The organism is Bradyrhizobium sp. SZCCHNR1051 (assembly GCF_032489615.1).
Lineage (GTDB): Bacteria > Pseudomonadota > Alphaproteobacteria > Rhizobiales > Xanthobacteraceae > Bradyrhizobium.
Window position 1 is genome coordinate 93,220 of the sequence record NZ_JAUEYJ010000024.1, and the last position, 17,804, is coordinate 111,023.

At 65.7% G+C, this 17,804-nt stretch carries 20 protein-coding genes and 2 tRNA genes; 12 read left to right on the top strand and 10 right to left on the bottom strand.

Annotation, left to right across the window (positions count from 1 at the left end):
• Positions 1-57: 57 nt before the first annotated feature.
• The 3 genes from QW868_RS26905 to QW868_RS26915 all read right to left on the bottom strand — a co-directional run bounded on the left by QW868_RS26905 (position 58) and on the right by QW868_RS26915 (position 3,848).
• Positions 58-837, bottom strand: coding sequence for an NAD kinase (locus QW868_RS26905; protein WP_315714654.1), 780 nt, complete (start codon positions 835-837; stop codon positions 58-60).
• 161 nt (positions 838-998) lie between these two features.
• Entirely contained in the window at positions 999-3,152 is a 2,154-nt protein-coding gene (locus tag QW868_RS26910; RefSeq protein WP_316231935.1) for an adenylate/guanylate cyclase domain-containing protein, read from the bottom strand.
• A 12-nt stretch (positions 3,153-3,164) separates the two neighbouring features.
• Complete coding sequence (locus QW868_RS26915; RefSeq protein ID WP_316231936.1) at positions 3,165-3,848, bottom strand: hypothetical protein; 684 nt, start codon at positions 3,846-3,848, stop codon at positions 3,165-3,167.
• 251 nt (positions 3,849-4,099) lie between these two features.
• On the opposite strand from QW868_RS26915, the gene QW868_RS26920 reads away from it, so the two are divergent.
• Entirely contained in the window at positions 4,100-5,689 is a 1,590-nt protein-coding gene (locus QW868_RS26920; RefSeq protein WP_316231937.1) for a S10 family serine carboxypeptidase-like protein, read from the top strand.
• A 17-nt stretch (positions 5,690-5,706) separates the two neighbouring features.
• Here the strand turns inward: QW868_RS26920 and QW868_RS26925 are convergent, their stop codons facing one another.
• Together QW868_RS26925 and QW868_RS26930 are read right to left on the bottom strand one after the other, a co-directional pair.
• Entirely contained in the window at positions 5,707-7,095 is a 1,389-nt protein-coding gene (locus tag QW868_RS26925; RefSeq protein WP_316231938.1) for a serine hydrolase domain-containing protein, read from the bottom strand.
• A 144-nt stretch (positions 7,096-7,239) separates the two neighbouring features.
• The gene (locus QW868_RS26930) at positions 7,240-7,785 is read right to left on the bottom strand and encodes a tetratricopeptide repeat protein (RefSeq protein WP_315737528.1); all 546 of its coding nucleotides are present in this window, start codon (positions 7,783-7,785) and stop codon (positions 7,240-7,242) included.
• Between the two features lie 290 nt (positions 7,786-8,075).
• On the opposite strand from QW868_RS26930, the gene QW868_RS26935 reads away from it, so the two are divergent.
• The 4 genes from QW868_RS26935 (at position 8,076) to QW868_RS26950 (ending at position 10,480) form a co-directional block, all read left to right on the top strand.
• Positions 8,076-8,417 (top strand): hypothetical protein, encoded by a 342-nt coding sequence (locus tag QW868_RS26935; protein WP_315771107.1) that lies wholly within the window; start codon positions 8,076-8,078, stop codon positions 8,415-8,417.
• A gap of 162 nt (positions 8,418-8,579) precedes the next feature.
• Positions 8,580-9,026: a hypothetical protein gene (locus QW868_RS26940; RefSeq protein ID WP_316231939.1), complete on the top strand. Its 447-nt coding sequence runs from the start codon at positions 8,580-8,582 to the stop codon at positions 9,024-9,026.
• Positions 9,027-9,309: 283 nt separating this feature from the next.
• Positions 9,310-10,023 (top strand): porin family protein, encoded by a 714-nt coding sequence (locus tag QW868_RS26945; RefSeq protein ID WP_316231940.1) that lies wholly within the window; start codon positions 9,310-9,312, stop codon positions 10,021-10,023.
• 217 nt (positions 10,024-10,240) lie between these two features.
• A complete protein-coding gene (locus QW868_RS26950; RefSeq protein WP_315737532.1) occupies positions 10,241-10,480 on the top strand; it encodes a DUF6719 family protein in 240 nt (79 codons plus the stop codon).
• A 170-nt stretch (positions 10,481-10,650) separates the two neighbouring features.
• On the opposite strand, the gene QW868_RS26955 is transcribed toward QW868_RS26950, so the two are convergent.
• Complete coding sequence (locus tag QW868_RS26955; protein WP_315714645.1) at positions 10,651-10,896, bottom strand: hypothetical protein; 246 nt, start codon at positions 10,894-10,896, stop codon at positions 10,651-10,653.
• Between the two features lie 181 nt (positions 10,897-11,077).
• Here QW868_RS26955 and QW868_RS26960 point away from each other — a divergent pair, with 181 nt between their 5' ends.
• Positions 11,078-11,185, top strand: coding sequence for a hypothetical protein (locus QW868_RS26960; RefSeq protein ID WP_041750859.1), 108 nt, complete (start codon positions 11,078-11,080; stop codon positions 11,183-11,185).
• A gap of 72 nt (positions 11,186-11,257) precedes the next feature.
• On the opposite strand, the gene QW868_RS26965 is transcribed toward QW868_RS26960, so the two are convergent.
• Entirely contained in the window at positions 11,258-11,770 is a 513-nt protein-coding gene (locus QW868_RS26965) for a hypothetical protein (RefSeq protein WP_315737534.1), read from the bottom strand.
• A 325-nt stretch (positions 11,771-12,095) separates the two neighbouring features.
• Here QW868_RS26965 and QW868_RS26970 point away from each other — a divergent pair, with 325 nt between their 5' ends.
• From QW868_RS26970 to QW868_RS26980, 3 genes are all read left to right on the top strand, one after another.
• Entirely contained in the window at positions 12,096-12,680 is a 585-nt protein-coding gene (locus QW868_RS26970; protein ID WP_315780753.1) for a TetR/AcrR family transcriptional regulator, read from the top strand.
• 158 nt (positions 12,681-12,838) lie between these two features.
• Positions 12,839-13,501 (top strand): DUF3313 domain-containing protein, encoded by a 663-nt coding sequence (locus tag QW868_RS26975; protein WP_316162940.1) that lies wholly within the window; start codon positions 12,839-12,841, stop codon positions 13,499-13,501.
• 172 nt (positions 13,502-13,673) lie between these two features.
• On the top strand, positions 13,674-14,270 hold the full coding sequence (locus QW868_RS26980; protein ID WP_316162939.1) for a DUF2147 domain-containing protein: 597 nt from the start codon (positions 13,674-13,676) through the stop codon (positions 14,268-14,270).
• Positions 14,271-14,323: 53 nt separating this feature from the next.
• On the opposite strand, the gene QW868_RS26985 is transcribed toward QW868_RS26980, so the two are convergent.
• Together QW868_RS26985 and QW868_RS26990 are read right to left on the bottom strand one after the other, a co-directional pair.
• Positions 14,324-14,398: transfer RNA gene (locus QW868_RS26985), tRNA-Thr, on the bottom strand.
• A 193-nt stretch (positions 14,399-14,591) separates the two neighbouring features.
• On the bottom strand, positions 14,592-15,089 hold the full coding sequence (locus QW868_RS26990; RefSeq protein ID WP_316231941.1) for a hypothetical protein: 498 nt from the start codon (positions 15,087-15,089) through the stop codon (positions 14,592-14,594).
• A 362-nt stretch (positions 15,090-15,451) separates the two neighbouring features.
• Between QW868_RS26990 and QW868_RS26995 the strand changes: the two genes are divergently transcribed.
• Positions 15,452-15,913: a hypothetical protein gene (locus QW868_RS26995; RefSeq protein ID WP_315737538.1), complete on the top strand. Its 462-nt coding sequence runs from the start codon at positions 15,452-15,454 to the stop codon at positions 15,911-15,913.
• A 57-nt stretch (positions 15,914-15,970) separates the two neighbouring features.
• Positions 15,971-16,483, top strand: a complete 513-nt coding sequence (locus QW868_RS27000) for a hypothetical protein (RefSeq protein ID WP_315754097.1) — start codon at positions 15,971-15,973, stop codon at positions 16,481-16,483.
• A 57-nt stretch (positions 16,484-16,540) separates the two neighbouring features.
• On the opposite strand, the gene rlmB is transcribed toward QW868_RS27000, so the two are convergent.
• Entirely contained in the window at positions 16,541-17,371 is an 831-nt protein-coding gene (gene rlmB / locus QW868_RS27005) for a 23S rRNA (guanosine(2251)-2'-O)-methyltransferase RlmB (protein WP_316231942.1), read from the bottom strand.
• A gap of 216 nt (positions 17,372-17,587) precedes the next feature.
• Between rlmB and QW868_RS27010 the strand changes: the two genes are divergently transcribed.
• A tRNA-Tyr gene (locus tag QW868_RS27010) sits at positions 17,588-17,673 on the top strand.
• The last annotated feature ends 131 nt before the right edge of the window (positions 17,674-17,804 follow it).

Sequence of the window (17,804 nt, forward strand, 5' to 3'; positions counted from 1 at the left end):
AACAAAGCGTTGCCCAGGGCGGCGAAGGAGGAAAAAGGCGCGGAAAAGCGCCCGATGTCAGTAGCCGAACTGCTCGCTCAGGATCCGCTCTTCCAGGCTGTGGCCGGCGTCGAACAGCATCCGCATCGAGATCGTCTTGTCCGAGAGCACCTCGACTCGCTGAACGTTGCGGACCTCGTCATGATCCGCCACCGCCGCGACTGGGCGCTTGTCGCCTTCGAGCACCTCGATGATCACATAGGCCGTGTTCGGAAGCAGGGCGCCGCGCCAGCGCCGCGGCCGGAAGGCGCTGATCGGCGTCAGCGCCAGCAGCGCGGCGTTGATCGGCAGGATCGGGCCCTGCACCGAGAGATTATAGGCCGTGGAGCCGGCGGGCGTCGCCACCAGCACGCCGTCGGCGATCAGCTCCGGCATGCGCTCGCGCTCATCGATCAGGATGCGCAGCCGCGCGGTCTGCGCCGTCTGGCGAAACAGGTAGACCTCGTTGATGGCGTGGTGGATGTGAACGACGCCCGCGGCATCGGTCGCCCGCATCAGCAGCGGATGGATCACCGATTCCTGCGCCGCTTCGAGCCGTCCGTGCAGATCGATCGTGCTGAACTCGTTCATCAGGAAGCCGACCGTGCCGCGATGCATGCCGTAGATCGGCTTTCCCGAGCGCATGTGGTCGTGCAGCGTCTGCAGCATCAGGCCGTCGCCGCCGAGCGCGACCACGACGTCCGCCAGGTCCGGATCGGAGTTGCCGTACAGCGCGGAGAGCTGCGTCAGTGCGGCCTGGGCTTCGGCACTCGGACTCGCGACGAAGGCGATCCGCTCATATCGCTTGGACGTGGTCATGCGTCGCAGGGCTCGCTGGTCGGTTGGCCGGTGACAGGCGCCGTGTCGTCTAGCCGACCTTGCCCGTGCTTGTCCATCGCGGCCGGTATCCCGGGGCAATGGGGCCGGGATGAGGCTGATATGGCCCGGAAGTGCGCGCACGCGCGGCCGTCATCGCCGCGTCATTTTTCCTGCAGGCTGCGCACGGGGTCCCAGGCCAAGGAGCCGGTCCCAAAGGTTGCTTTCACCCGCTCCGCGAAGAAGTGGCTTGGAGCATCGCTCGGTGCGCCCCGCGCGAAGCAGTCGACCGCTTGCGGCAGTTCGCCGGCGCGCCAATGCGCGAGGCCTGCGGCGTAGCCGGTGAGGAGAGCCTGTTCCTCCGGCGTGAGCTCGGCTGCGCGGCCATGCAGCTCGTAGATCTTCAACGACTGCTCGCGCCCCTTGACCCGGATGGTGTCGAGCTCGCGCCAGGCAAACTCGTTTCCGGCGAGCGTCACCGTGCTCTCGGAGGCAATGATCGTGGTGCCGTAGAACTTGTTGGCGCCCTCGAGCCGCGAGGCCACGTTCACGGCGTCGCTCATGACGGAATAGTTGAAGCGGCGTTGCGAGCCGAAATTGCCGACCAGCGCGGCGCCGCTGTTGATGCCGATGCGCTGCGCCACCTTGATGCCCTGGAATGCCGTCGACATCAGGTTGAGCTCGGCGAGCTTCGCCTTGCAGTCGAGCGCCGCACGCGCCGCGCTGCGTGCATGGTCGGGATCGTCGAGCGGAGCGCCGAACACGGCGACCACGGAGTCGCCGATGTATTTGTCGACATAGCCGTCGTGGCTTTCGATGACGTCGGTCATGGCCGAGAGATATTCATTGGTGAGCGCCATGAGCTGCTCCGGCGTCATCTGCTCGGCGAGGCGCGAGAAGCCCTCGATGTCGGAGAAGAATACGGTGACCTCGCGGGTCTCGCCGCCGAGCTGCGGCAGCCGGCGCGAGGCCAGCATGCGGTCGATCTCGTGCGGTGCGAGATAATAGGCAAAGCTCTTCTGCAGCAGCCTGCGGTCCTTGTCGGTGACCATGAAGCGATAGCCGGTGGTCGCAGCCAGCGCGAGCACGCCGGCCGCGAGCGGCTCCGTCAAGGGCAGCGCGTAGGCATGGTCGAAGAAGGCGGCGGCGAGCGCGGTGTAGAGCAGCGCGAGCCCTGCCAGGATGGCCGCTGCAGAGGCGGGGCGCAGCAATCGGGCGAGCAGCGCAGCCAGCAGGGCGATGGTTGCGGCGATGGCGAAGATTGCTGGGCGTCCGAGCTCGGTGGCCGCGTCCTGCCGCACCAGATTGTTCACCGCCGTGGCGTGGATGTAGACGCCGGCAATGGTGCTGCGGGCGAACGTCTCGGTGATCCTGCGCTCGTCCAGCACGCAGCGCGGCCGGCGCGCGCCCTCGGCGCGGGTCGCGAAGCGCTTCGAGGTGAGCCGCCGATCCTCGATCCCGACGGTGCCAAGCAGGACGACCTTGCCGGCGAACTCGCGGCGGAAATAGTCCTTGTCGCCCTTGAGCACGCAGGCGCGCAAATCGGCGAACGAGTACGTCGGGATGTCCTGGGCGCCGCCGGCGAAATTCAGGGTCATGGTGCCCGGCACGCTGCCGGGCACCTTGTACTCACCGAGTGTGACGCCATCAGCGGCAATGACCGGCGCGGTGCCGGTTGCGCGCCCCGCCAATTCCAGCGCCATGCTCGGAACTGCCTTGCCATCGACGGACAGCGTCAACGGATGGCGGCGGACGACATCATCGCTGTCGGTATAGGTGTTGAGCGGACGAAGGTTCTGCTGCTGGCGCACCGCGATGCGCTGGCCGGGCGCGGGCAGGATCGGCGGCTCGGCAAAAATCTCGCCCAGCACCACCTTGCCGCCGGCGGCCGCGGCAGCGAGCGCGCGCAGGAAGTCGCGATCGAAGCCGCGCGTCTTCTCGCCAAGGGTGCTGTCGCCGAGCGGAATCTCCGACTGCTCGATCGATGTCTGGAACACGATGTCGAAGCCGACCACCTTGGCGCCGCCGTCGAGGACGGCCGTCATCACGCGCCCGATCTCGCCGGTCCAGGTCAACAGCGGCGCGCCCTTGAAGGGGGGCGCTTGATAGCTCTCCTCGTCGACCGCGATGACCACGGCCGGGCTCGCTGCTGCATCGTGGCGGTTGCCGAAGGTCTCGAAGTGCAGCCATGTCAGCGCGTCCAGCGACAGGCCGCGGCCGCGCTCGAAGGCCGGCGACACGAACAGGCCCGCGCACGCCAGCGCAATGGCGATGACGGCAACCGCGTCGCGCGTCCGGCGTCCGATCGCCACCGACAAGAGCTTTCGGTCTCAGTTGAACCGGATCAATCGCCCGACCGCAGGGCCGGGGCCCGCCTTGGCCTGTGCGTCGACCTTGAAGACGATGCGCGCGTTGCTGAAGCTCGCGACATAGGTGCCGCCGGGAGTAAGCGGGTGACTGGTGCCGGCGAAATCGTAGAATCGTCCCTTGTATTGCCGGCCCGAGAGCTCGACCTGCTGGCGCTCGCCGGGCTGGTCGAGCCGTTCGACGGTCAGCGTGCCGCGCCCCTTGGCCTCGAAGATGGGCGACGCGCTGTAGATGACCGCTTGCGCCACCGGCGCGCTGTCCGGTCCGACGCTGCGCACGATCGTGGCCGCGACCTCGCTGGTCTCACGCGAGGTGACCTGGGCATGGCTGGCGTCGCAATTGACGATGTCGCTCTTGAGCGTCGCGCCGTCGACCGTGCTTTCGCCGGGTCCGACAGTGACACTGCCGGCGCCGTTGACCGTCTCGCGCCGGCAGGATTTGAGGTAGCTCATCACCACGGCGCCATCCGGGCCGAGCTTGATCACCTGGCCGGGCGCGACATAGTCCATCAGCTCGGCGCCGGCCACATCCCCCTGGACGTCCTCGACCAGCGCCGCCGGCGGACCGGCCCAGGCCGCCGGCGGTCCAATCATGGCCGGTCCGGCGAGCCCGGTGAGGGCTGCGATGATGAGCGTCGGCAACTTCATGATGAACTCCGTGATCGCGATCGGCGGCGCGCCTCTTGGCCCAAACCTGGGTGTCCCAGTGGTGGGACGCCGGAGGCGATGGAGAGGTTCGAGCCCATAACACACCTTACGAAGAACGGGCACTGCTCCGGATGTGACCTGGATCACGGAAGAGTTGGTTGAGCTTGGTCCCAAGCCGCGGTTCATGCGTTTGTAAAGCAAGCGATAAAGGGTAGCGCGTTGCGCCAATCCATCGTCCAGGGAGTGAGTTGATGGCAGGTTCGAGATCGTCCGTCGTGTGGTCCCGTGTGATGGCCCTGACCTTGACGGCGCTGCTCGCCGGCCAAGCCGTATACGCGCAGGACGCGCCACCGGCGGCGCAGGACACCACGGCTCCCGGCGCGCACCGAACCGGATCGGCCGGCAATCGCGCCGCAAGCCCGCCGAGCTCGCCATCGGCAGCCGAGCAGCACAAGCTCCCGGCGGATTCCACCACGACCCAAAAGGTCGAGCTGCCCGATCGCACGCTGTCGTTCACGGCGACTGCCGGTTCGATCCGCCTGTTCGACGACAAGAGCGAGCCGCAGGCCGACATCGCCTACACCTCCTATCAGCTCGATGGTGCTGATCGCGCCAGCCGCCCGGTGACCTTCTTCTTCAACGGTGGGCCGGGTGCCTCGTCCGCCTATCTGCAGCTCGGCAATGCCGGTCCGTGGCGGATCGGAATCGATGCGGCCAGCGTGACGCCCTCGTCGAAGCCGGAGCTGATGCCCAATGCCGACACCTGGCTCGACTTTACCGATCTCGTGTTCATCGATCCTGTCGGGACCGGCTACAGCCGTTTCGTCGCGACCGGCGACGAGGTGCGCAAACGGTTCTTCTCGGTCGACGGCGACGTACGTTCGCTGTCGCTCGTGGTGCGTCGCTGGCTGGAGAAGCACGACCGGCTCGCCTCGCCCAAATTCATCACGGCCGAGAGCTATGGCGGCATTCGCGGTCCGAAGATCGTCAACAACCTTCAACATGACCAGGGGATCGGCGTCAGCGGCCTGATCCTGCTCTCACCACTGATGGACTTTCGCGATTATTCCGGCTCGAGCCTGATGCAATATGTCGCGAGCCTGCCAAGCTATGCCGCCGTCGCCAAGCAGATGAAGGGGCCGGTCACCCGCGCCGATCTTGCCGACGTCGAGCGCTACGCCAGCGGCGACTTCCTGCTCGACCTCGTCAAGGGCGAGGCCGATACGGAAGCCACCAACCGGCTCGCCGACAGGGTCGCGAGCCTCACCGGCATCGACCAGGCGGTCAGCCGCAGGCTGGCCGGCCGGTTCGACGTCTCGGAGTTTCGCCGCGAGTTCGACCGCAAGAACGGCCGCATCGCCGGACGCTATGACGGCTCGGTGCTTGGCATCGATCCCTATCCGGATTCGAGTCGCTCGCGCAGCTCCGATCCATCCGGGGATGTGCTCACCGCGCCGCTGACCAGTGCCGCGGTCGAGCTGACGCGCAGGCTGAACTGGCACCCCGACGGCTCCTACGAGCTGCTGAGCGGGGCCGTGAACCGGTCATGGGATTTCGGCCGGAGCATCAGCCCGCCGGAGTCCACCGGCGAGCTCCGGCAGATCCTCGCGCTCGATCCCAAGCTCAAGCTGCTGGTCGGCCACGGCCTGTTCGATCTCGCCACGCCGTATTACGGCTCCAAGATCCTGCTCGACCAATTGCCGGCCTTCGCGCGACCGCCGCGGGTCAAGCTCGTGGTCTATCCGGGCGGGCACATGTTCTATTCCCGCGACGATGCGCGGAAAGCGTTCCGCGGTGAGGCCGAGGCGTTGATGAAGGAGGGCAGGGAGGAGGCCCGATGAGTGCAGCGACACCCGGGCTATGAGTCCTTCTTGCGCCGGCCCTTCGGATACTTCCGCTCCATCTCGGCCTTCACGACGCGCTCGGGCCGTATCCGTGCGCCGGCGAGCCAGATCTCGCCGACGCCGGACTTGGTGCGCACGCGCCTGACCGCCTCGCCATGGCTGGCATAGCCGGCCGCCTGCACGATGCGCCCGGTGTCGCGTCCGGTCACCTCGATGCGGGCGGCATCGAGGAACGGGTTGATGAACACCGGATTGGCGACCATGACCTGCTCGCCGAACGGGACGAGATCGACTGCGCCCCACAGCGTCCACCAGCGGCCGGTCCAATCGCGCGTCTTGCGCGACGGCGCGCCATGGGTGGCGAAGGCCTGCAGGATGAACTTGACGCCGTTGGCCCAGCCGGGCGCCCAGCCGTCGACGGCATTGGTCAATACGGTGATCGCAATTTCGCGCGCGGGAATGACCGACGTTCGCGAGATGTAGCCCTGGAAGCCGCCGCCATGGCCGAACCAGTCGAAGCCGGCCGTTGTCCCGCTCATGAGCGCCAGGCCGTAATAGGCCTCTTCGACGTCCTGGGGCACGCGCCATTGGCGGCGGATCATCTCGCGGCGGCTTGCGACCGACAGCAGGCTCTTCTTCGCATTCGGGGCAAGCTGGGCGAAGAAGCGGGCGGTGTCGGCCGCCGTCGCGACGATGCCGGCGGCCGCCATGATCGCGTTGGTCGGATTGTCGCCGGGAATCACGACCCGGCGGCCCACGGGCACGATGCGCGAATGCCCGCGCGCGAACGGGACACCCTTGCCGAGCAGCGTCATGTCGGGCGCGCTTTCGCGCAAGGCCAGCGGCGTCATGATCTCGCGCTGCAGCCAGGCCGGGTAGGGCTCGCCGGTGATCGCCTCGATGACCAGGCCGAGCAGGCCGTAGCCATGGTTGGAATATTTGAACCGGCTGTTGGGATCGATCGCCGGCGGCTGCTTCAGCTCGGCCAGCAGCTCGTCCTTGTCGAGATAGGATCGGCCGTCGGTGAACTGGCCGGAATCCTTGCCGTCGCGGATCAGGCCCGCCGTGTGCGACAGCAGCTGGTTCAATGTTGCTGCGGCGACATCCGGATGCAAATCCTTGACGTAGCCGCCGACCGGATCGTCCAGCTTCAACCGCTTCTGCTCGCGCAGGCGCATGATTCCGGCGGCGGTGAACGCCTTGGTGTGCGAGGCGATACGGAAGCGGTGCCGCGGCGTCAGCTTCTCGCCGCTGTCGAGATTGGCGTGGCCATAGGCCGCCTCCAGGACGATCTCACCGCGATGGGCAATCGCAAGGATGCAGCCGGGTTGCTCCGAAACGGCGACCTGAAAGGCCAGCCAATCCTTGATGTAATCGAGTGCTGCGCCCAGCCAGGACTCCACGAGGCAATCTCCCGTTCAAAAGACGTGATGAAAATGGACTGCACGACATCCCATCCATAGCGGACGAAGGGCAGCGGACAAAGAAAATGGCGCAACCCCTTCGGGTTGCGCCACTGTCGAGATCGGATCTGGTCCGATCGCGTCTTAGTAGACGAGGCCGGTGCCCGGCTGCTTCTCGAGCGCGTCGGCCAGCGAGCGATATTCTGCGCTGTTGGTGCCGGCGAGCTGCGCCACCTTGTCGAGGTGGTACTTGGCCTGCTCGCGGTTGCCCTGTTCGAGCTGCCACAGGCCGTAATACTGCCAGGTCCGCACGTGGTTCGGATCATCCGCCAGGGCCTGCTCGTAGTACTGCTTGGAGGCCTGGTAGTTGCCGAGCTTGCGATAGGAGTAGCCGATCAGGTTGGCAACGTCGGCGACGTCCTCGCGGTTCAGCGCCTTGAGCTGCTGGATCGCGGTGGCGTAGTCGCCGCGATCGTAGATCGAGGTGTAGGCCGTGCGATAGGCCGCCAGGAACTTCGGATCTTCGATGCTCGAGCTCTTGTCCTTCTTCTTCTTGCCCGAATCCGACGCCGGCGGCGACGACGGGGTATCGCTGCCCGCGGCATAGGCCTTCGACAGAAGCAGCGGCCCGGAGGCCACGGCCATCGAGAACAGAGCCAGCGTGGCAATCCTGATCGCAGACTTTTTCATTCGTATCTCCCGAGTTGTCGATCCAACAGGTGACTGCGTACGGAGAAGAACTCCCGCAGCTGCGAAATATTCCCGGCCATTTGCGCGGATTTTGCGCCGCGATCGGTTCATTATACGGACGACATGATGACAGACCAGTCACCTCGATGACTATCCCTTCATGTCCATGAACTGAAAACACCACTTTACTTCAGGGGCGGTTCAGTGCCGGTTCCCTATCGTCGCCTCCATGATCACGAGCCCATCCAGACTGGATGGTGCCTCCAGATCTTCACATCACGGAGACGACCATGCTGAAGTCAATGTCTGTTGCTCTGCTCGCCGCGTCGATCCTGGCTGCGCCCGCGTTCGCTGCTGGTCCTGCAAAAACCGACACGTCCGCGAAGTCCAGCCAGACCACTGGCACCGCGAAGACCGATGTGAGCAAGACCGATGCGGCCAAGACCGACGCCACCAAGCCGGGCGCGACGCAGGCCGGCGACAAGGCGAACGAGATGAAGCCCACCGTCGGCAAGACGAAGACCAAGCCGCATGCCTCGCTTGTCCGCCACAAGCATCGCCACGTGGCGCATCTCAGCCATCACAACAAGGTGAGCTTCAAGCGCGTGACGCCGGCGACCCGCCGCGGCTGATCCGGCCAAGGTCACGCAGAGCCGATCTGGTCGTTGACCGCCGGAGCGCGCCAGAGCGCTCCGGCGGCAGCGGCTTGACGAAGGCGTGAGCCGGGACGGATTTCCCGGCCTCCGGCTTTGAGCTAGAACGGCCGCGGGATTGGCTTTCAAGAGTTGGGCGCCTTGGGGATGGGGAGAACGAGCTGGTGGCCGGCAACCGCGCTGGCGCTGCTGTTGGCGGGGTGCGCCAGCGGAGGTCCCGCCGCGTTCATGAGCGAGGACAATCGCGGCATCTCCTACACCGGCGATCGTGGCGTCGGCAGCCAGCCGTTTCCGGCCAACCACCGCAGCGAGATCCTGTCCTATCTCAGGACCTACCTGAACAATCCGGTCGGGGTGCGCGACGGCGTCATGGCGGAGCCGGTGCAACGGACGGTCGGTGGCCGGCTGCGCTATGTGAGCTGCCTCCGCTATGCGGCGCGCGAGTCCGACGGCAGCTACCGTCCGGCGCAGGAGCGCGCGGCGGTGTACGTCGACGGCCGGTTCGATCGTCTGGTCGAGGATGCAGGCGAGCTCTGTGCCGGGTCGACCTACGCGCCATTCCCGGAGCTTGCCGGCCTCACGCGTTAGGCCGCGACGTCTTCGGCCGCCTGCCACGTCGTCGCAGCACCTTGCCAAGCGGCTTGCCCGATCACAAATCGGGGATGGCCCGAACGCTTTGCCGCCTCGCGGCGACCAAATATCGGGCGCGGCGTCAGCTTCACGAAATATTCGGGAAGCCTATGGAACAAAAGGCCTTTGTTGCCCTCTGGTGACACCGCAGCAGCAATCACAGCTGTGTCACCGCCGCCGGGCAACCCAAATGCGGCCATGATGTTCGATAGATGTCGCAGACGAATAACGGGGACGTCCCATGAAGCGGTTTTTATTCAGTGCAGTGGCCCTGACCACATTGGCTGCCCCGGCTTTCGCCGCCGACATGCCTCCGCGCACCTACACCAAGGCGCCCGTCTACACGCCGCCCCAGGCGATCTACAACTGGACCGGCTTCTATCTCGGTGGTCACCTTGGTGGCGCCTTCGCGGGCAATAACAGCCTGGAAGGCAACAACGGCCGCTTCCTCGGCGGCGTGCAAGGCGGCTTCGACTACCAGTTTGCCCCGAACTGGGTGCTCGGCATCGAAGCCCAGTACAGCTGGATGGATCGCAATACGACCAATTTCGGCTTCCCGGGGGCTGCGGTCGTGACCTCGACCGGCGCCAACCAGCTCGGCTCGGTCACCGGCCGTCTTGGCTACACCTGGGGACCGGCCTTGCTCTATGCCAAGGGCGGCTACGCCTGGCGGGACGGCAACAATCTCGGGGTGAGCGTCGCCGGCGTGCCGACGGGCTTCACCACGTCCGGCAATACCAAGGGCGGCTACACCGTCGGCGCTGGCCTCGAATACATGTTCGCGCCGAACTGGTCGGCCAAGGCTGAATACCAGTACTACAATTTCGGCAATACGACCTTCACGGGTGGGCCGGCTCCGGTTGTGGGCAGCCGCTTCAACAGCGACGAGTACACGGTCAAGGTCGGCGTGAACTACCGCTTCGGCTGGGGTGGGCCGGCCGCCAGCAAGTACTAAGCGAGGTCACCGAGCCCGCGGCCGGCGGCTACCGGCGGGGACCGGTTCACGCCTCACTTCCAACACGCCCGCGCCATCTGGTGCGGGTGTATTGCTGTCCGGCGGTTGGCCGTCGGTTTCGGGATCGCTCACGCAGTGCAAAAAAATTTTCAAACCTTCGTGAAACTTTCGCCATCAGTTGATATTATCAGCCCGCTGGTTTGATGGATCATCCCACATGCGTATCTTGGTGTCCGTGCTGTTGTTGTCGGCGGCTGTTTTGCCGTGCTCCGCCCAGACCGTTCTGAAGTCCGAACCGTTGATGCTGGCCCCCTACGAGGTGGCGCTGGTGCAAACCGCGTCCTGCCCGTCGGGCAAGGTTCTGAAGGTGACCGGTGCGATCCGCGGTGTCAGCCGCAAGCGCGCCTGTGTCGCCCTTCCGGCCGAGACGGTATCGCTGGCGACGGCGACGCCCTGAGAACGGGCTTCATGGCGACCTTCCAGCTGCAGCTCCGGCTGCCCGCTGATCGCGGGTCTGTCTGTCGAAAAATCTTTGATGAAAGCAAGCCGTCCGCGGGAGCGGACGGGCATAACGGCGTGCATCTCTTCTGCCGCGTGTGACCCAAGGCGGGCTTCCGCCGCAGCCGGTCAGGATGCGAACGGGATGTTGAACTCCTGCTCGGCTTCGGCACGGTTCTGCCAGGGATCTTCCTCGGGCTCGGCGGCGCAGGGTCTGATCTCGTAATCATTGTCGAGCTGCAGATGCGCGGTCGATCGCGCATTGATCATCACGTCCACCACAAGCCCGCTCTGCCGCGCCAGCCGCCAGACATCCCCTTCGGTCGGATAGGCTTTGCTCAACTTGGCGTCGTTGCAAAATAGCGCGTAGGGCATTCCAAGCAGCTCCAGAGAAGCGAAGGATGAACCGAGAATGAACGGCACGTGTAGCGAGACACTGGCGCGCCTGGGGCAGGAAAGGGGCCTTTTCGGCGCGGCCGAGTCGTAAACGAGTCCTAAATTTTTGAAAAAAGAATCCGTGGGACTCCGGGGCTAGAATCGCCAGATGGTTAAGCTCATGGGAACCGATCTCCACATCTTTTGCGGGCGGATCCAGCTGACGCTCGCCTTTGGGCTGCTGCTCGCCTTCGTCGCCAATGTGGCGCTGCTGTGCGCCTGGCTGTGAGCGGGCGCGTCGATTGCGGGATTCGTTCTTTTGTGCACTCTCGGCCGTTGTGCACCTCTGGCGCGGCCGGCTTTAGTCCTCAGGGAGGGCGCTCCGTTCGGCCGATGCTTTCAGGCGCGCGAGTGTCGCGCTGAAATATTCCTGGCGCTCCCGGTTGAAGCGCTCCTGGTGGGCCCGGAAGCGAGCAACCCGGGCACGAATCTCTGCCTGCATGTCGCGCTGCAGATCGAGTTGCGAGGCGATGCTCGTGAAACGCTCCGGGGGGGCTGGGCTCAGGGCTGAGGACGAAGCCTCGGACGCGATGGAGTGGGGCGCACTCGGCCTTGCAGCCTCCGCGACCGCGCCGGGGATCTCGCCTTGCGCGTTGCCGCCGCGCCATGCCCCGATTTCGGCTCGGGCGGCGAGCACACGCTCCAAGGTGACATGCGTCGGTCGCTCGACCGCAGCCTGCTGCGGCGTAGCGGGGGTGTCGGCTGGAACGGCAGGCAGCTCGAACTGGGCGAAGTCGGCAGGCTTTCCGGTGACCGACTGCACGAAGGCCATGGTCTGCGCGATCAGTGCATCACGCTCTTCCTTCCACGTCATGACGCTTGTCCCCCGATGCCTCAATTGCAACAAAAGCGGCTGACGAAATCAAGTTGAAGACCAGTGACTTCTGGGGATAAGCAGGAGTTCTAGATGAGATGTGACAACAATGTTGCCACAGTCTGAACTCGTTTCGTCTCCCACCCGCGGAAGGTGATAGCAGAAATTCAATCCCGCGCAGATGGTTCCTGAGGCGCGGCGGTTTTTTTCCGGAGCTCTTCTTGACAGAGGAGGGTGGCTCGCCCCTATGACGGAGCCGCCTCGGTGTCGGGGCATCTTCCTGCTCGCAACCTTCGTGCGCCGCCCGAGCACTTCGCAGTCTTCGATGGACAACCCTTCACGCTCCGAGCGGTCGCGCAAGGCCGCGCTCACCGCCGCTCTTACCATCATCGCCCGCGATGGTCCGGGGCGGCTGACGCTCGACGCCATCGCCCGCGAGAGCGGGCTGAGCAAGGGCGGGCTGATGCACCAGTTCCCCAACAAGGAAGCGGTGCTCAAGGCTCTGCTGGAACAGCAATTCCTGCATTTCGACGAATTCGCCAGCAGATACAGGGCTGAAGCCGGCAAAGCGGCTGATCAGCCCGAGCTCGCGACGCAGATCGCGATCTCGCGGGAGCTGATCGCCCAGCAATATTCGGTGGCGCAGGCCATGCTCGGCGCGCTCGCCCAGGAGCCGGGATTGCTGGCCGATGCCCGTGCCAAGGATGCCGAGAGAGTAGCCGAGATCCGCGGCGAGGCCGAGGACGCCGATCTCGCGGTCCTAAGATGGGCGGCGGCCCGTGGGCTTGCGTTGATGACGATGCTGCGCGTCTCGCCGCTGGAGCAGCCGGACCTGGACCGCCTGTTTGCGCGCCTGCTCGACGACCGCCAATGGACGGGGTTCGAGCACCGCGTCCCGTCCGACCGCTGATCTGCCTCGAAAGCCGCTTCTTCGGCAGGCGCCGGGTCGCATCCCACCGAGACATTAACGCAATCTTCACCGAGCTTCTTTACAAACCGTCTGGTCGGTTTTATTGATTGGGCGCTGGTTGTGCTTCGCAACAAGCCGCGCAGGTGAGGAGAAAGGGAATGACGATTCGAGTCCGGGTGTCCGGCTTTGCGGCGATTGCCGCGGCGGGTCTTTGCGCCGGCTGCAATACGGTGACGCCGGTGGCCTATTCCGAGGTGGCCTCGGCGCGTTATCTGGCGCCGAATTCCGCCGACCTGTCGGGGCGGGTGCCGTACCGCTACGCGGCTGCCGCGGACTGGCGCAGCTATGACAAGGTGATGCTCGATCCGGTCGTGATCTATCGCGGCAGGGATCACCAGTTCGGCGACATGTCCGAGCAGGACAAGGCGAGGCTCGCCGCCTACATGCGGTCGCGGTTCCTGGAAAATCTGTCGGCGCGCTTCCGGGTCGTGAGCCAGCGAGGGCCGGCCACGTTGCGCGTGCGGCTTACCCTGACCGGCGCCGTCGCCAACACGCCGGTGCTCGGCACCGCCTCGCGCTTCGATCTCGCCGGCGCCGTCTACAACGGTGTGCAAAGCGCCCGCGACGGCGAGGGGCTGCTGACCGGCTCGGTGTTCTACGCGGCCGAGATCTTCGATGCAGCGAGCGGGCGGCTGCTGAACGCTTTCGTCAGCAAGCAATATCCCTCTCCGTATGACATCAAGGCCAGCGTCGGCGCGCTCGCGGCCGCAGAAGCCGGGATCGACAAGGGGGCCGATGCCCTGGTCGCGCAGCTCCAGTGAGCGAGCAGTGCAGACGCATGCGAAGGGGCCCCAGAAGGCGGCCCGCCGCGCAGCCGTCTTTCGCGTGCTTTCGCATCGAGGGCACCGGCAAATGTCCGGCAGCCATTGGCGACGTCAATCTCGCCGTACGAGCGCGTGGATCGAGGCCGTGGAGACAACGGGGTCCCTGGACATGACATTGAGATTCGTTCTGCGCGTTGGCCTGCGCATCGTCGTCAGCCTGCTGCTGTCGATGGCGGAGGGCCGCGGTCACGCCGCCCCCGTCAGCGATCCGCTCGGCACATGGTTGACTGAGGACGGCCGCGCCCGCGTCCGCGTCGAGCGTTGTGGTGCCATGGCCGATCGCGTCTGCGGCTACATCGTCTGGATGAAGGAGACGGCGGATGCCAAGGGGCAGCCGTTCCGTGACCGGCTGAATCCGGATCCGGCCAGGCGCGGCCGTCTGCTGCTCGGCCACCAGATGCTGCTCGGCCTGAAGCTGAACGCCGACGGCCGCCACAGCGGCGAGGTCTACAACGCCGAGGACGGCAAGACCTATGCCGTCTCGATCTGGCGCGAGAGCCCGAAGATGCTGGCGGTCAAGGGCTGTCTGCTCGGGCTGTTCTGCGCGACGCAAGGCTGGGTGCTGGTGACGGATCAGGTGCCCGGCCAACTCATCGGAGCGACCGGCGAGGGCGGCGGGCCGTTGCCGGATCCAGAGTGGACTGCGCCCAAGCCGCCGTCGGCGACCGGTATCGCCAAGCCAGCGGTCAGGACGAGGGTGAATTGACGCCTAAGGCCGGTGATAGCGATTGCCGCAGCAAATCCCAACTTCACGGAAGCTGGTGCCGGCTGAGGGGATTGAACCCCCGACCTTCGGTTTACAAAACCGCTGCTCTACCGCTGAGCTAAGCCGGCGAATGCACATTGGTGGCGAAGATCTCGTCCTCAGATTGCGACGAGGTCTCGCGAAGCGCGGTGTTCCTACCAGAGTTGATGCAGTCCGGCTACTCCCCGAGTGAGGGCCGCCTCTCCCATCAACCCAGCAAAAAGGGCGGCCGTTGGGCCGCCCTTGTCGGAGCCGATTATCGAAGCCGCTCCGGCGCGATCTTTACTGGCAGATGTGCATCAGCCCGTCGCTGCCCTTGAACATGGTGCCGGGGCGGCAGACCAGGCCGTTGCGGGTCGCGTAGCTGTTCCAGTCGCCATAGTAGCCGTTCGGGCCGCGATCATAGCTCGGTTGGCCGTAAGAGGGGCCGGGACTGTAGGCATAGGCATCCGCGGTCCGGAACGGCGCCGTGGCGATGGCGCCGGCGGTTCCGATGGCTGCGCCTGCGATGCCAGCAGCGGTGCCGACCGCTCCAGCGGCGACGTCAGCCGGCCAGAAGCCGCTGTTGCGGCGATCCCAGCCGTTGTTGTTCCATCCGGTATTCCACCCGGCATCGGTGCGCTGCTGCATCATCGCCCCGTCCTGGCGGGCCATGTGCCGATGCTGCATCATTCCTTCCTGCTGGTGGTTCATATGCCGGTGGTGCATGTCGCGCGCCATGGCCGGGCCGGCGAGCGCCGTTGCGAGTACAGCAGCCCCAAGTACAGCAAATCGTGTCATGGAATACTCCGTCGTTGCGCCCCTCCTGCTAAGCGCAAGCTGGTCCCGTCGTTCCCGCCGCGCCGGGAATGTTTTGGAACGACATGAGGCCATTGCTTTGCGAGGCCGGAGCAGCGGTTGCGGTCCGGCTTGCTCCGACCCGAAGGCTGTTAGTCTCGCGGACAGGGCAGGCGGGGTTGATGCTGGCAGTATTGTCGCTCTCGGCTGATGATCAGCCATTAACCCTCGCGCTCGAACCCCACCGGGGCTTTAACCCGGAATGGTGGCTCGCGCGTTAGTCTTACCAGCAGATTGATGTGCGCGTTTAACCCATCGGGGCGCGCGTTGCGGTATTGGTAGGATGGCAACCGGGGCGTGAATTCATGCGTATTACAACGGCTCTTGTGATTCTGATTGGAGCGTCTTCCGTCGCGCTCGCCAGCGAAGGCTTCGAGATCGTCATTCCGCAGCGGCCCGGCGTGCCCGTCGTCATCAACGGCATCGATGCGTCCTACGCCGTTGTCGAAGGCCAGTACGGTCTTGGCAGGGGCAACTACATGCAGCCGACGATCTATGGCGGCCGGCCGGTCGAGCCCGAGCCCCATGTCGGCCATTACTATCCGACTCTCGGAGCGAGGCCGGGCTATGGCCGCATGGAGATCGAGCCGCCAGCCGATCGCAAGCTGCCGAAGCCGGCCGAGAGCTATTCGCGCTCATGGGGTGCCCAGTCGCAGATGCAGCCGCCGGAGCCGGCGGTGCCGATGTATCCGCCTGCCGTCATCCTGGCTCCGCCTGATGGCGGCCCGCGCGGGTATTCTAATTCACCGCCGGCCTACCGCCGCTAGCGAGCAGCTCGCCATCAACAGTCAAATCAAGCAAAAATAGATCAACAGGAGAGAGTTATGCGTGGAATAATTTCAGGAGTAGTCGCCATTGCCGGTCTGGCCGTCGCTGGCAGCGCGCCGGCCGCCGCCTGCGGCGCCTCCGCCTGCGCGCCGTGCGGCTACGCCACGCCGTGCGCGCCGCAGGTCGCCTATCAGCCGACGGTCACTTATCAGCCGACCGTGACCTACCAGCCCACGGTGACGTATCAGCCGCAATACTTCTATCAGCCCGGCTACACCTATGGCCACGGCTGCGGTGCCTGCGGCGCGAGCTATGAGCGGCTGCCCGAGCCGACGCGGCAGTACTACTATGTCAACCAGGGTCCGACCTACAGCGGTCCCGGCGCCTTCGCGCCGTATCCGGCCTATGAGGAGCAGGCGCTCCCGGTCTATCGCTATCACCACCGCCGGCATGCTTATGAGGCGACCCGCGTCGCCCCCGAAGTGGTATATGCCCAGCCCCGCCACGCCTATCGCTGGGGCGCCTCGCCTTATTATCACGGCCAGCGCGTGCTGCGCCGCTACTACTGATCAGCCGCACCTTCGTTCACGCCAGCGCCCGCGCGCCGCATGCGCGCGGGCGCTTCGTCATTTCGGCATCAATCCGATGCGGGTCGCGCCGACATAGAGTGCGAGCACGGCGGCATTGGAGACGTTGAGGCTCTTGATGGCGCCGGGCATGTCGAGCCGTGCCACGACGCTGCAGGTCTCGCGCGTCAACTGCCGCAGGCCCTTGCCCTCGGCGCCGAGCACCAGCGCGAGCGGCTCGCGCAAGGCGACCGCCGCGATGTCCTCCTCGCCCGCGCTGTCCAGCCCCACTGTCTGAAAGCCGCGTTCGTTCAGCCGCGTCAGCGCGCGGGCGAGGTTCTGCACCGTGACGATCGGCACCAGTTCCAGCGCGCCGGAGGCGGACTTGGCCAGCACTCCGGTGGCCTCGGGGCTGTGGCGCCCGGTGGTGACGACGGCCTTCACGCCGAACGCCGCCGCCGAGCGCAGGATGGCGCCGACATTGTGCGGGTCGGTGATCTGGTCGAGCACCAGGATCAGCCCCTCGGCGGCGAGCGTGTCGATGTCCGGCGAGGGCAGGGGATCGGCCTCCGCCAACAGGCCCTGGTGCACAGCGTCCGGACCGAGCCGCTGGTCGATCTGGCTGGGACGCACGATCTCGGGCGTCACCCTTGTCTCGATCCGCTCGTCGGCGAGCCGGCGGGCAGCGTTCTCGGTCAGGTAAAGCTTGCGAATCCTCCGCTTCGGATTGGCCAGCGCCAGGGTCACGGTGTGCCAGCCATAGAGAATGACGGGGCCATCCGAGTCCTGACCGCGCTCCCGCCGCGGCTGGGGGCGCTCGAATCCGCGCGGTTTGCCGGAGAATTTACCGCCCGGACGGCGAAAAGGTGGCTTTCGGTCGCGTTCGCTCATGGCCCGAGCTTCTGTCACGGCCTGCGGATTCTGGCAATTTGGCACCGCTGAGACGGGAAAATTCGTCGTCCCTTGGTTGACTTCGAGGGGCGGGTTCGATCATAACGACCCCGGCCGCGCGCGCCCACTCATCCGGGCCCCGCGGTCTTACCGTCTCCATGGCGCTGATGGTCCCGACGCTGCTGTTCCGCGGCCGGCCCGAATTGCCGTCGATACGGGGGAGTGTCCCGAGTGGCAAAGGGAGCTGACTGTAAATCAGCCGCCTCATGGCTTCGCAGGTTCGAGTCCTGCCTCCCCCACCAATTTACTGCCTCTCAGCTCCATGAGATTTTGCAAGGATCGGGGACCCCCCTGGGCATTGCCGCCGCATTCCCTGCAGACGGAGCGCCGAAATCAATGGGGCGCATCTGGGTCATGGCGAGATCCGGAAATC